This window comes from Thermus sp. NMX2.A1, assembly GCF_000511705.1.
Classification (GTDB): domain Bacteria; phylum Deinococcota; class Deinococci; order Deinococcales; family Thermaceae; genus Thermus; species Thermus scotoductus.
On sequence record NZ_ATNI01000020.1, the window covers coordinates 1 to 13,509 of the forward strand.

10 protein-coding genes, 1 tRNA gene and 1 pseudogene are annotated in these 13,509 nt (G+C 62.4%); 6 read left to right on the forward strand and 6 right to left on the reverse strand.

The features are described 5' to 3' along the window. Positions 1 to 16: 16 nt before the first annotated feature. The 3 genes from treS to TNMX_RS00830 are packed head-to-tail and all read right to left on the reverse strand — an operon-like array spanning position 17 to position 4,990. Positions 17 to 2,935 (reverse strand): maltose alpha-D-glucosyltransferase, encoded by a 2,919-nt coding sequence (gene treS / locus TNMX_RS00820; protein ID WP_038028550.1) that lies wholly within the window; start codon positions 2,933 to 2,935, stop codon positions 17 to 19. A 19-nt stretch (positions 2,936 to 2,954) separates the two neighbouring features. Next, the gene (gene otsB, locus TNMX_RS00825; RefSeq protein ID WP_038028477.1) at positions 2,955 to 3,644 is read right to left on the reverse strand and encodes a trehalose-phosphatase; all 690 of its coding nucleotides are present in this window, start codon (positions 3,642 to 3,644) and stop codon (positions 2,955 to 2,957) included. After that, complete coding sequence (locus TNMX_RS00830) at positions 3,641 to 4,990, reverse strand: trehalose-6-phosphate synthase (protein ID WP_038028479.1); 1,350 nt, start codon at positions 4,988 to 4,990, stop codon at positions 3,641 to 3,643. Before TNMX_RS00830 ends, otsB begins: the two co-directional genes overlap by 4 nt. 246 nt (positions 4,991 to 5,236) lie before the next feature. Between TNMX_RS00830 and TNMX_RS00835 the strand changes: the two genes are divergently transcribed. The 5 genes and pseudogenes from TNMX_RS00835 to TNMX_RS00855 form a co-directional block, all read left to right on the forward strand. Next, a complete protein-coding gene (locus tag TNMX_RS00835; RefSeq protein ID WP_052037876.1) occupies positions 5,237 to 6,244 on the forward strand; it encodes an ABC transporter substrate-binding protein in 1,008 nt (335 codons plus the stop codon). 133 nt (positions 6,245 to 6,377) lie between these two features. Then, positions 6,378 to 7,223: a proline/glycine betaine ABC transporter permease gene (locus TNMX_RS00840; RefSeq protein WP_038028481.1), complete on the forward strand. Its 846-nt coding sequence runs from the start codon at positions 6,378 to 6,380 to the stop codon at positions 7,221 to 7,223. Further along, positions 7,220 to 8,446, forward strand: coding sequence for a glycine betaine/L-proline ABC transporter ATP-binding protein (locus tag TNMX_RS00845; protein ID WP_038028483.1), 1,227 nt, complete (start codon positions 7,220 to 7,222; stop codon positions 8,444 to 8,446). The genes TNMX_RS00840 and TNMX_RS00845 overlap by 4 nt, the downstream gene beginning before the upstream one ends. Further along, positions 8,443 to 10,032 carry an alpha-amylase family glycosyl hydrolase gene (locus TNMX_RS00850; RefSeq protein ID WP_038028486.1) on the forward strand — a complete coding sequence of 530 codons (1,590 nt, stop codon included), beginning with the start codon at positions 8,443 to 8,445 and terminating at the stop codon, positions 10,030 to 10,032. Before TNMX_RS00845 ends, TNMX_RS00850 begins: the two co-directional genes overlap by 4 nt. Before the next feature lie 6 nt (positions 10,033 to 10,038). After that, positions 10,039 to 10,209: pseudogene (locus tag TNMX_RS00855) on the forward strand (methyltransferase); the annotation flags it as partial. Positions 10,210 to 10,270: 61 nt separating this feature from the next. Here the strand turns inward: TNMX_RS00855 and TNMX_RS00860 are convergent. Next, positions 10,271 to 10,357 (reverse strand) — tRNA-Leu (locus TNMX_RS00860). Then, positions 10,336 to 11,667 (reverse strand): apolipoprotein N-acyltransferase, encoded by a 1,332-nt coding sequence (lnt, locus tag TNMX_RS12490; protein WP_084221108.1) that lies wholly within the window; start codon positions 11,665 to 11,667, stop codon positions 10,336 to 10,338. The genes TNMX_RS00860 and lnt overlap by 22 nt, the downstream gene beginning before the upstream one ends. 69 nt (positions 11,668 to 11,736) lie before the next feature. On the opposite strand from lnt, the gene TNMX_RS00875 reads away from it, so the two are divergent. Further along, positions 11,737 to 12,441 carry a metallophosphoesterase gene (locus TNMX_RS00875; RefSeq protein WP_038028498.1) on the forward strand — a complete coding sequence of 235 codons (705 nt, stop codon included), beginning with the start codon at positions 11,737 to 11,739 and terminating at the stop codon, positions 12,439 to 12,441. Here the strand turns inward: TNMX_RS00875 and queG are convergent. Next, positions 12,349 to 13,497 carry a tRNA epoxyqueuosine(34) reductase QueG gene (gene queG / locus TNMX_RS00880; RefSeq protein ID WP_038028501.1) on the reverse strand — a complete coding sequence of 383 codons (1,149 nt, stop codon included), beginning with the start codon at positions 13,495 to 13,497 and terminating at the stop codon, positions 12,349 to 12,351. The two genes, TNMX_RS00875 and queG, sit on opposite strands and share 93 nt — an antisense overlap. Positions 13,498 to 13,509: the final 12 nt, after the last annotated feature.

Consider the following 13,509-nt stretch of genomic DNA (forward strand, 5'->3'; position numbering starts at 1 on the left):
GGCCAACCCACAGGCCCTAGCCTCCCCCTTCCCCAGTTCTCCTTCGCCAGCGCTTAAGCACCTCTTGCCGGCTTGGCTTTTCCTCCCGCAAAGCCTGTTCTTGCGCCAGAGCCAACATAAGCTGGGGAAACCCCTCAAGAACCTCCAAGGTCCCCTGGGTTGCTTCCTGATAGGCCTGAAAAAGGGCCTCCTCCAGAAAGTCCGCGGCAAGGTCCACCCAAGGCCCTGCCCCTTCCATCTCCTCCGCGGCCAAATAAAGGGCCCGCTCCAGGTCGTAGGCCAACCGGGCCAGGTCCCAAAGGGGAAGGCCCCTACCCTCCTTGCCCAAGGCCAGAAGGAAAACTTCCCCTTCCACCTCTACAAAGGCCCCCAGGCCACGGTTCAGGAGGGGTACCCCATCCCCTTCACCCTCCACCTCCTGCAAAGCTCGGTGCAGAAGGGCAAGCCGTACGCCCAGGAGCCGGACCAGGGCCTCCAGCTCCCTAAGGGCGTCCGCCATGAGGCCCAAGGCACCTTCCCCAACCGGGTGGTCCTGAAGCCGGGCCAAACCCTCCCGGGCTAGCCTTAAGGTGTAGGCAAAGGCTTCCTGGGGCTGCCCAGAAGGGAAGGTGCCAGTGAGGGCCAGGACTCGCCGTTCCCTGCCCCGTTCCCAGTAAAGCCCCCCTACGGGCCTCCGGACCCAGGGGAGGGAAAGATGGGGGAAAAGCCTCTCCGTACGGTCCAGCCCCCCGTCTTGGATCAAACCCACCTGGAGCCAAACCCCTTCCCCCGCCGCCAAGCCAGGACGGAGAAGCTCCAGGGCCTCAGGAACATGGCCCGGATGGCGGCCCCGGTAGTGGGCCTTGAGGCTCCGGCCCTCAAACCCCTGGGCAAGCCGCCTTAAGAGGAGGGCATAAAACCCCGGATCCTGGGAAAGCTCGAAGAGGTATCCCCCTCCTCCTCCCCGCACTCGGGCGAAGAGCCCCGGGCCTTCCCTGTCCTGGCGCAAGGCGATAGGCAAAAAGGCTTCAAGGGAACCCCCCTCCCCCTCAAGGCGCAGAAGGGTAAGGTACAGAGGAGGTTCCTTCTGGAGGCGAAGGGCGTCCTTGAGCCCCACCTGCTTGGGCCTCGAGGCCAACCAACTCCGCTCACTAAGCACCCTGCCCAAGGCACTTAGGAAGGAGGCCCGGGCCCTTTCGTCCACCAAGGTATCGATGAAGAGGCCCTCCACACCGCCAGAAAGGGGCACCGTGGGCAGGTCCTGGGGGATCCCCGCCATTTCCTCCTCGGGCGCTGCCCAATCGGGAAGGTACAGGCGCTCTATCTCCTGCTTGGGCCTTAGAGCGAAGAGCATAAACCCATGGGGACCCAAGGCCAGGCGGTAACGGCCCTCCACCGGGGGAAAGGGGTTTTGGGAGAAGAGTTCTACCGGAACCAGGCCCTCGTACCCCTCCAAGGGCAGGTCAAAGGCCTGGGAATACCGGGAGAGGTTGGCCACCACCAGGATCTTTTCCCCCTGGTACTCCCGTTCGTAGGCCAGAATGCGCCGGTTTTCCACGGGAAGCAGGCGCAAGCTTCCTCGACCCAAAACCCTGGCGTACCGGTTTCGGATGCCCAGGAAGCGACGCACAAAGTTCAAAAGGGAGTGGGGATTCTCCTGCTGGACCTCCACGTTGACAAAGTGATAGCTGTAGGGCCCCTCGCTCACCGGGGGCAGGAAGAGGCGATGATAGGGAGCCCGGGAAAAGCCCGCATTCCGGTCCGCCGACCACTGCATGGGGGTCCGCACCCCATTGCGGTCGCCCAGAAAGGGGTTATCCCCCATGCCGATCTCGTCCCCGTAATAGAGGATGGGGCTTCCCTTCAGGGTAAAGAGAAGGGCGTGCAAAAGCTCAAAGCGTCGCCTATCCCCCCCCAACAGGGGCATGAGCCTACGGCGAATCCCCAGGTTGATCCGGTACCTGGGATCGGGAGCATAGACCTCCCAAAGGAACTCCCGCTCCTCCTCCGTGACCTTCTCCAGGGTCAGCTCGTCGTGGTTGCGCAGGAAAAGAGCCCACTGGGCGGACTCCGGTATGCCCTCCGTCTCCTGGAGCATGGCTTCAATGGGCCCCCGGTCCTCTCGGCGTAAGGCCAGAAAAAGGCGGGGCATCAGGGGAAAGTTGTAGGCCATGTGCACCCCATCCCCTTCTCCAAAGTAGGGCAGGGTTTCCTCGGGCCACATGTTGGCCTCGGCCAAAAGGACTTTGCCGGGGCCGTAGCGCTCCTCCAGGGCCTTGCGCAGGCGCTTTACCGCCTCGATGGTTTCGGGAAGGTTTTCGCAGTTGGCCCCTTCCCGCTCGTAGAGATAGGGAATGGCGTCCAAGCGGAAGCCATCCACCCCCATGTCGGCCCAGAAGAACATCACCTGATGCATGGCCTTCTCCACCTCGGGGTTATCCCAGTTGAGGTCGGGCTGGTGGTGGTAAAAGCGATGCCAGTAGTAGGCCCCGGCCACGGGGTCAAAGGTCCAGTTGCTGGGCTCAAAGTCCTGGAAGATGACCCTTACCCCCTTGTATCTCTCCGGGGTGTCGCTCCACACGTAAAAGTCCCGCATGGGGCTTCCTGGCTTCCTGGCCTCTTGGAACCAAGGGTGGTCGATGGAGGTGTGGTTGAGAACCAGCTCGATGATGACCCGCATCCCCCTTGCGTGGGCCTCGTCCAGAAAGCGCCGGAAGTCCTCGAGGCTTCCGTGGACGGGCAGGATCTGGTAATAGTCGGAGATGTCATACCCGTCGTCCCGCAGGGGAGATTGGAAGAAGGGCATGAGCCAAAGGGTGTTAACCCCTAGGGCCTCAAGATAGGGCAGCTTCTGTCTTAAGCCCTCGAAGTCCCCGTAGCCGTCGTCGTTGGCATCAAAGAAGGAGCGCACGTGAAGCTGGTAAATGACCGCGTCCTTGTACCAGAGGGGATCCACGATCCCCAAGTATGCGCCGCTAGAGGTAAGACTTCAAGTAGGTCAAGACTGCCTCCACGTCCTCAAGCCGTCCTTCTGCCAGGGTAGGCCCTGGGCCCACCTTAAAGGTAAGCCCCTTCCCCTTAAGGACCTGGAAAGCGGTCTCGTCGGTGGCGTCATCCCCGATATAGATGGGGGTGTGGCCAGGGTACCTTGCCCAAAGGCGCAATGCCGCCTGCCCCTTGCTCGCGCCCTTTGGCTTCACCTCTAGGACCTTCTTACCGGGGAGGACCTCAAGGCCCAGGCCCCGCAAAAGTTCCTCGTGGGCGGCAAGCCAAACCTTCAGGCAAGCACGGGCCCTTTCCTCGTCCTCTGCCCCCCGGTAGTGGAAGGCCAGGGCAAACCCCTTATCCTCCACCCAAACCCCCGGGCAAGAGGGAAGCACCCGCCGCAAGGGGCCGAGGTCCACGGGGAAAAGGGGATGGCTTTCCCCGCCTATCTCGCCCTCCTCCAAGCCATGCCCCCCCACCACCCTTAGGCCCGGGAGGGGAAGGAGCCTAGCCAAATCTTCCACCCGCCTCCCCGTGATCACGTAAAGGGGATAGCGGACCATCAGGGCCCTCAGGACCTCGAGAGCTCCTGGGTGGGGAAAAGCCTCCTCGGGCCTTGGGGCAATGGGAGCCAGGGTGCCGTCGTAGTCCAGAAGGAAAAGGGGCTTCTCCACCCTCATCCCGCCTCCAAGGAGGAGAGGAAGCGATCCGCCCAGCTTTGGGCATCCAGGGCCTGGATCCTCGCCTTCAGGGCCAGAAGCCTTTCCACCCGCTCCCCATAGGGCATGCGCAAGGCCCTGTCCAGAGCCGCCGCCATACCGTCCAGGTCGTAGGGGTTGACCAAAAGGGCCTCCTTGAGGTGCTCCGCCGCCCCCGCCAGGTTGGAGAGCACCAAGACCCCTTCCGAAGAGGTGTAGGCGTACTCCAGGGCCACCAGGTTCATCCCATCCCGCAAGGGGGTGATGAGGGCCACATCGGCAGCCCGATAGGAGGCGGAAAGCTCCTCCTGGGTGTAGGTCTGATAGAAGTACCGGAGGGGCACCCAGTCCTCCCGCAAGAAACTCCCCAGGATCCGCCCCACCACCTCATCCACCTGGCGCTTTAGCTCCCGGTAGGCAGCCACCTGGGTGCGGCTCGGGGTGGCGATCTGGAAAAAAGCCACCCGGCCCCGCCAATGAGGATAGGCCTGGAGGAAACGTTCGTAGGCGAGAAGCCTTTCCCGGATCCCCTTGGTGTAGTCCAGCCGGTCCACCCCCAGGATCAGACGGTCCACCCCGGCCAGGCGCCGCAGGCTCCTGGCGTGGGCCCCCACCTCCGGGCTTTGCGAAAGCTCGTGAAACCGATGGGTGTCTATGCCCAGGGGATGGGCCTCCACCCGCACGGTACGCTCTCCCACCCGCACCCTGTTCCCTTCCACGGGAAAGCCGTAATAGGCGGCAGTGCGCAGGAAGTTCTCCGCATACTCCCAGGTGTGGAAGCCCACCAGATCCGCCCCCAAGACCCCCGCCACCAGGGCCCGGCCCCAGGGAAGAATGCGGAAAACCCCGCTGGAGGGCCAAGGAATGTGGAAGAAAAAGCCTATAGGACCCTGGATCCTCTCCCGGAGAAGCCCAGGGAGGAGAAGAAGATGATAGTCCTGCACAAAAACGGTATCACCCTGCCGGTGAATGCGGGCCACCGTCTCAGCAAAGCGGCGGTTCACCCGCAGATAATCCTGGAAATACTCCCGCCTCAGCTCTATTTTCTCCAGGAAGTAGTGGCAAAGGGGCCAAAGGATCCGGTTAGAAAAACCCCCGTAATAGCCTTGCCACTCCCTCTCGCTGAGGAAAACCCTCTCCAAGCGGATGGCACTTTGTCTCGGATGCGCCGTCCGGCCCTTTTCACCCCACTCGGCTGCAGCCACCCAGGTTCCGCCCCGGGCCTCGAGGACCGGCAACAAGGCAGTGGCCAGCCCCCCCACTGCGGGAACCAGACCTTCGGCGGTCAAACGGAAGGGGGCACGGTTGGCCACGATAATGAGACTCATGAAATTAGCATACCTTGGAGGCTCCCTTTGAAGGAGACAATGAGACAGAAATCAAGACTTTATGCCAAGTGTAATTCTGCTTTGGCCCAATACTTCAAGAACCTTTTGCTCACAGGCCTCAGCAACCGAACCCACCCAAAATGAGTCCGCGACCCCTAGGTTCTTCCCTTACCTTCACACCCAAGGCCTAACCTGGCTACCCAGGAGGTGATTGCGGTGTTGTCACTTCAAAAGCTTCTCGGTTTCTTGAAGGTCGGTTCCTTAGTTCCCCTGGCCTTGGCCCTTGGCGCGGCCCAGGCACAGGCGCAGTGCAGCACGCAAAGGCCTATCGTCTTTGCCGATTACGACTGGGAAAGCGCACGGGTCCACAACCGCATCGCTCAATTCATCTTGGAGAAGGGATATGGGTGCCGCACCGATACACTACCGGGAACCTCCATACCCCTCCTCACTGGGCTTGCCCGGGGAAACGTGGATGTTTCCATGGAGATCTGGTACAACCTGAATCGAGAGGCCATCGAGCCCTTAGAAGCCCAGGGCCGTATCCAGCTCTTAGGAGTGAATTTCCCCGATGCAGTACAGGGCTGGTTTGTTCCCAGCTACGTGATCAAGGGAGACCCGAAACGGGGCATCCAACCCATGGCTCCGGAACTGCGCTCCGTATTCGATCTGCCCCGCTATAAGGAGCTCTTCCGCGATCCCGAAGAACCTAGCAAGGGAAGGTTTTATAACGGGGCTCTGGGGTGGTTCGCCGAGCGCATCAACACACGAAAACTCTACGCCTACGGTCTCCTGGATCACTTTACCAACTTTCGTCCAGGAACAGGAGAAGCTCTGGTAGCAGGCATCGCTTCTGCTTACCAAAGGGGACAGCCCATTCTCTTCTACTACTGGGGCCCCACCTGGGTCTTGGGCCGCTTTGACCTTACCATGCTAGAGGAGCCCCCTTACGATCCGGAGGTCTGGCGTGAGCTCCAGAGAAATGAGCGTCCCAGACGGGCCTGTGCCTTCCCATTGGAAGAGGTTTATATCGCTGTGAATACGCGCCTTATTCGGGAAGCTCCAGAAGTGGTAGCGTTCCTGCAGCGCTACCGCACCTCCAATCGACTGGTAAGCGAGCTTCTCGCCTACATGGAAGAAAACAAGGCCTCCGAGGCAGAAGTGGCCCGCCACTTTCTCCGAAACTACCCTGAAGTCTGGTCCAGCTGGGTTCCGCAAGAGGTGAGGGAACGGGTAGCTAGGGCTCTGAACTAAGCCCAAACTAGGCCCAAGGATGGCCATGACGTTGCGAGGCCCCTTGGGCCAGAGCTCTTGCCTCTAACGGCGAGAAAACCCTTGCCTCAGAAGCGCATATAGCCCATGGAAAAGCTGCGATGGGAGGGATATCATGGAAATTCCTCTGGGTGACTGGGTAAATCACTTCGTGGACTGGCTGGTGTCGAACTACGGGGACACTTTTGAGAGGATCTCCCAAGGAATCCTACGCTTCATCCTGGCCTTTGAAGGCCCCTTTAGGTCCCTCTCCTGGCTCTGGTTGGCGTCAGGAATAGCCCTGCTGGCCTGGTGGTTGAGCCGACGGACCACCTTGGCCCTGGGGCTGGCCTTTGCTGTATGGCTCCTGGACGCCCTGGGGCTGTGGGATCAGGCCATGCAGACCCTAGCCCTGGTGGTGGCAGCGGTGACGCTTTCCATACTCCTGGGTCTACCCTGGGGCGTTCTCATGGCCAAAAGCGACCGCATCCGTGCACTGACGCTACCGGTTCTGGACGCCATGCAAACCATGCCTAGCTTTGTCTACCTCATCCCTGCCCTGCTGCTCTTTGGCTTGGGAAAGGTACCGGCCTTGCTGGCCACGGTTATCTACGCCGTACCCCCCATGATCCGTCTCACGGACCTAGGCCTCCGGCTGGTGAGCCGGGAAGTGGTAGAGGCTGCGGAGGCCTACGGGGCCACGCCCTGGCAACGCCTTCTCAAGGTGGAGCTACCTCTGGCCCTACCCAACCTCTTGGCTGGGGTTAACCAGACGACCATGATGGCCCTGGCTATGGTGGTCATCGCCTCCATGATCGGGGCACGAGGGCTAGGCGAAGAGGTGCTCTTAGGGATTCAGCGCTTAGATGTGGGCCGGGGTGCAGAGGCTGGGGTAGCCATTGTAGCCCTGGCCATCCTTATGGACCGACTGACCCAAGCAGTGGGGCAACAAAGCCTGCGACGTTATCGGGAGGGAGAATGAGTTACCTACGCTTAGAGGGCATCTACAAGGTGTTCGGTCCCAGGGCCAAGCAGGTGGTCGAGGAAATCCGCAAAGGTCTTTCCAAAGAGGAAATTTTAGCTAAAACCCGTCACACCGTGGGCCTAAAGGGGGTGAGCCTCGAGGTTCAGGCAGGGGAGCTCTTCGTGATCATGGGACTTTCCGGCTCGGGAAAGTCCACCCTGCTCCGGGTGGTGAACCGTTTGGTAGAGCCCACAACAGGGCGAGTCTTTGTAGGAGACACCGAAGTAACTGCTCTCCCCCGCCGGGACCTCCTCCGCTTTCGCCGCGACACCTTCGGAATGGTTTTTCAGAACTTTGCCCTTCTGCCCCATAGAACCGTGCTCCAGAACGTAGCCTTCCCCCTAGAACTCAAGGGAGTCCCTCGGAAGAAACGGGAAGAACGAGCCCTATTTTGGTTGGAACGGGTGGGACTTAGGGGGTACGAAGGCCACTACCCCTCCCGCCTCTCCGGAGGCCAGAAGCAACGGGTGGGTTTGGCCCGGGCTTTGGCAGCCGATCCACCCGTGCTTCTCATGGATGAGGCCTTTAGCGCTCTGGATCCCCTGATCCGCCGGGAAATGCAGGAGGAGCTGCTGCGGCTACAGGGGGAGCTAAAAAAGACCATTCTTTTCGTCACTCACGACTTGGATGAAGCCCTTAGGCTTGGAGACCGCATCGCCATCCTCAGGGACGGAGAGGTGGTCCAGGTGGGCACTCCCGAAGAAATCCTGGCCCGGCCGGCAAACAAATACGTGGCGGCCTTTGTGGAGGGGGTGAGTCCGGCTAAAGTCTTTCGGGTAGAGAGCCTCTTGCGGGAAGCAGTAACCGTTATCCTAGGGCGGGAAGGTCCGCGGGCTGCCCTACGCCGAATGGCGCAAGCAGGCGTAGGTGCAGCCTACGTTTTGGACTCCCATCGGCGTTTTGTGGGTGTGGTACGAGCGGAGCGGTTGGCGGAAGCTCTAGAAAGAGGAGAGGTACGGGATCTATCTGCTTTCCTGGAACCTCTCCCCCTTCTACGCCCAGGGCAGAGCCTGGAAGAAGCCCTACCCCTCTTTAGCCAAACCCCTCTTCCCCTACCCCTGGTGGGAGAGGATGGGCGCTTCTTGGGCATCGTTACCCGAGGGCAACTCCTGGCAACACTCGCGGGTAAACTCAGCACGCCTGCCAGCACCCCCCCTTCTGGGTTAGACTCTGGAACGTGAGTTGGTGGAAACAAACCGCGATCTACCAGATCTACCCCCGGAGCTTCCAGGATTCCAATGGGGACGGCGTTGGCGACCTCGAGGGCATCCGGAGAAGGCTGCCCTACCTGAAGGACCTGGGAGTGGGGACCATCTGGCTTTCCCCCTTTTACAAAAGCCCCATGAAGGACTTCGGCTATGACGTGGCCGACTACTGCGACGTGGATCCCGTCTTCGGCACCCTGGAGGACTTTGACCGCCTTCTAAGGGAAGCCCACGCCCTGGGCCTCAAGGTCCTCATCGACCTGGTTCCCAACCACACCTCGGACCAGCACCCATGGTTTTTGGAATCCAGAAGCTCCCGGGACAATCCCAAGCGGGATTGGTACATCTGGAAAGACCCAGGCCCGGATGGCGGCCCTCCCAACAACTGGCAGAGCTTCTTCGGAGGCCCCGCCTGGACCCTGGATGAAGGTACCGGCCAGTACTACCTCCACCTCTTCCTACCTGAGCAACCCGACCTCAACTGGCAAAATCCCGAGGTGCGGGAAGCCCTCTATGAGGCCATGCGCTTCTGGCTACGGCGGGGGGTGGATGGTTTTCGGGTAGATGTCCTTTGGCTCTTGGCCAAAGACCCCCTCTTCCGGGACGAACCGGGTAGCCCCTTCTGGCGGCCTGGTCTTCCCGATCGCCTGCGCCACGAGCACACCTTCACCGAGGATCAACCGGAAACCTTCGCCTATGTGCGGGAGATGCGTTTTGTCCTGGACGAGTTCAGCGAACCCGGGCGGGAACGGATCATGGTGGGGGAGATCTACCTTCCCCTCCACCGCCTGGTGCGCTACTACCGGGCGGGGTGCCATCTGCCCTTCAACTTCAGCCTGATCACCGAAGGCCTCCCTAACTGGCAACCCGAGAACATCGCCCGCATCGTGGAGGAGTACGAAAGCCTCCTCACCCCCTGGGACTGGCCCAACTGGGTTTTGGGCAACCACGACCAACCCCGGCTGGCATCGAGGCTGGGAGAAGCCCAGGCCCGGGTGGCGGCCATGCTCCTCTTCACCCTGCGGGGCACCCCCACCTGGTACTACGGGGACGAACTGGCCCTGCCCAACGGGGAAATCCCCCCGGATAGGATCCAGGACCCCGCCGCCCTACGGCAGAAAGGACGCCTGGGCGAGCACGGCCTCCCTCCAGGCCGGGACCCCGAGCGCACCCCCATGCCCTGGGATACCTCTCCTTACGCGGGTTTCTCCACCGTGGAGCCCTGGCTTCCCCTAAACCCCGACTGGCCGGTGCGAAACGCGGCCGCCCAGGAGAAGGACCCGAAATCCATGCTCCACCTGGTGAAACACCTCCTCCGCCTTCGCCAGGATCCCGATCTCCTCCATGGCCGCTACCGCACCCATCAAGCAGCCAACGGCCTCTACGCCTACTTCAGAGGGGAAGGCTTCCTCATCGCCCTAAACTTCACGGACCGGGAAAAGGCCCTGGACCTACCCCAGGAGGGCAGGGTGGTCCTCTCCACCCACCTGGACCGGGAGGAGGCCGTGGGCAACACCCTCCGCCTACGCCCGGACGAGGGAGTGGTAGTCCGGCTAGGCTAGAGCGGGATGGGAAAGGATCCCTTTGCCCCCTTAGCCGAGGCCTACGAGGCCTGGTACGAAACTCCCTTGGGGGCCTTCGCCATCGCTGAGGAGGAAAAGGCCCTGAGGGCGCTTCTTCCGCCGGGGGAAAGCCTCCTCGAGGTGGGAGCGGGAACCGGCTACTGGCTTAGGCGCCTTCCCTGAAAAAATAGGGGGCACTGTACCAAAGGCTTGGCCAGGCCCCTGGGGCCTGGCCTTTTGGTGCCGGGGGCGGGACTCGAACCCGCACGTCCTTGCGGACAGCAGATTTTGAGTCTGCCGCGTCTACCGGTTCCGCCACCCCGGCGCGCGCATCCTAAGGATAAGGCCCCAGAGGAAAAGCGTCAACGCCACCCCCACCGTCCAGTCCCCGTAGCGGACGTAAAGGGTACGGCCCTCCTTCAGGCTGTAGGGAGCCAGGAGGTACCCCTCCTGGTGTGGGGGAATCTGCGCCACCACCCGGCCATAAGGGTCTATGCTGGCGGTGATGCCGTCGTTTCCCGCCCGTAAGAGCCAGCGCCCCGTTTCCACCGCCCTAAGCCGCCCCAGGGCGAAGTGCTGCCTTCCGCCGAAGGAAGGACCATACCAGGCATCATTGGTGAGGAGGACCAGCACCCCCGCCCCCTCCCAGGCCAGGGTGCGGGCCACGGAGGGAAAGGCGGATTCGTAGCAGATCATGGTCCCATAGGGGCCGAGGGGAATCAGCCGGTCCCCTGGCATCCGGTCCGCCAGCTCCCCCAGGCCAAAGGCCCGGAAGAAAAACCCGTACACCCCTCCCAGGGTCTCCCGGAAGGGAAAACGCTCCCCGAAAGGCACCAGGCGCACCTTGTCGTAATGGCCCAGGACCCGCCCCTCCTGGTATAGAACCGCCCGGTTAGGCCCGTAGAGGTTCAGGCCAGTGAGAAGGAACCTGCCTTGAAGCAGGCGCTTCGCTTCCTCAGGGATCTGCCACACCGCCGTTTCCGGCCAGACCACCAGTCGCGCCTCCGGATACTGGGCCAAACCTTCCCTGGTTAAACGAAGGTAGACCTCCTGATCCAACTCCCCTTGCACCTTGGCCAGGGGGTTAACGTTCCCCTGAACCAGAAGGGCTCTTTCCGGCCCTGCTTCCGGAGGCAAGGGAAGAAGCCACAGCACCCCCCAGGGCAAAAGAATCCAGTAGCGCCGTTCCCTAAGGCCCCAGGCCACGAGCAGGGCCAAAAGGGAAAGGAGGTACACTCCACCCCAGGCGGCGAGCACCCGCCCGGGAGCCTCCACCAGGCTGTAGCCCAGGAAACCCCAGGGGAAGGCCAAATCCCCTTGCTCCGTGAGCCACTCCAGCGCCACCCAACCCCCCACCCGGGCCAGAGGCGTGGGGGTGAGGGCGAAAAGGAGGCCGAAGGAAAGAGCCTTGAAAAGCACCAGGGGCAGAAAGGGCAGAGCCCCTAAGGGGCCAAAGAGCTGGGTAAAGCTTTGGGGAAGCCAGATAAGGTGGAGGCCCCAAAACCCCAGGCCCGCCAGGAACCCCGTGCGGAAACCTCCCCCCAGGAGAAAGACCAGAACCAAGGGGGTGAAAAAGCCCAGGGGGAAGGGGGGCAGGGTGAGGGCCAGGAGGAGGCCCAGGAGGAAAGGCCGCACCCTCCTAACATAAAGGGTACGGGCCAGGTTTTCACGGGATTTTCCCAAGATCTATGAAAGAATGGACCTATGCGCCTGGGGGTCCTCTCGGACATCCACGCCAACCTCCCCGCCTTGGAAGCGGCCCTCGAGGCCCTGCGGGATGAAGGCGTGGACGAGGCCCTGGTGCTCGGGGACCTGGTGGGCTACGGCCCCCATCCCAAGCAGGTCATCCGCCGTCTTCTCAAGGAAGGGCTTCCGGCCATCGCCGGGGCCTGGGACTTAAGGGTAGCCTACCCTCTACCGGGCACCCTGCCCGAAGGCGTGGGCAAGGCCACCCTGGAGTGGACCCGGTCCCAGCTTGCGGAAAAGGAGCTGGACTATCTCCGCTCCCTGCGCCTATCCCACCGCAAAATCTACGGGGAAAGACGGCTTGTGGCCTTCCACGGCACCCCCGGTAACCCCGAAAGCCACCTGGACCTCCTGGGCCCGGCCAACCAGTTTGTGCCGCTTCTGGAACGGTACAGTGCCGCGGTCCTCCTCCTGGGGGGGCGCCACCTGCCCCTTTCTCGCCGGGTGGGCATGGGTCTTGTAGCCGATCCAGGTAGCGTGGGCCTAAGCCTAAGCGGGGAGCCCGGGGCCGATGCCATGATCCTGGACACGGAAACCCTCGAGGTCCGCTTCCTCAAGGTGCCCTACGACCTAGGACCCCTCATCTTTGACCTCAGGGCCTGGGGACTTCCCCCCGTCCTCGAAAAGGTCTACCGCACGGGGCGCTTCCCCAAGGAGGACTGAGGCCTCGGCCCGAATCCCCTCATCGGGATCCCTTAGAAACCTCTCAATCCCCAAGCCAGTCAGAAAAAGGACATGGAGGGCCGTGCGGCGCACCAAGGGATGGGGATCCTTCGCTGCCTCCCGCAGGAGATCCTCCCCCAGGCCCAGGTTGCTCAGGACGATGAGGGCATTCCGGGCCATGCGGGTCCTCCCTGGACGGGCGAAGGCGGTATCCCCAAACTTCCGCTGAAAGGCTCTTCCCGAGAGGCGGAAGAACTCCTCCAGGTTGGGATGGGCCAGCTCGGGCTCCGGCCTAAAGCCCTGCCACACCTTGCCAAACCGCTCCCAGGGACAGACCTCCTGGCAGAGGTCGCACCCCAAAAGCCAGTCCCCCATTCCCGGCCAGAGGGCCGGGGGAATGAAGTCCTTATGCTCCACGGTAAGGTAGCTCACGCAAACCCGGGCATCCAGGGTGCCGTCCCCTAAAAGGGCCCCTGTGGGGCAGGAAACCAGGCAACGGGTGCAGCGGCCGCAGCGGCCTGGATTCGGGAAAGGTGCCTCCACCTCCAAGGAGGTGAGAAGAACGCCGATGAAGGCGTGCACCCCAAACCCCTGGGAAAGAAACATGCCGCTTTTGCCAATCCAGCCCATCCCGGTGAGGGCGGCCAGGGTTCGCTCGGGGATGGGCCCGTGGTCCACGTACCCCTTGGCCTCTACGCCCAGGCTTCGGGCCAGGCCCTCGAGGGCCCTAACCTCCTCCCCCAGAACCAGATGGTAGTCCCGGACCCAGGCGTAACGGGCCACCCGGCCCACCCGGATTCCCCCTTTGGGTATTCCGGGGTCGGGGTAGGCGTAGGGGGCGAAGACCACCAGGGCGCTTCGCGCCCAGGGAAAGCGGTGCTCCAGGTGGAAACGAGCCTCCACGCCCCGCTCCAAATAGGCCATTCCCCCGTGCCGTCCCTCGGCCAGGAAGCGCCGGAAGCGGCCCTCCGCCTCCTCCGGTATGGCCAGGGGCGCCCAGGCGTAAAGAAGCCCCCGTTCCCGAAGGGCTTCCTCTAGAAGCGGGCGGGCCTCCACGGCTTCACTTTA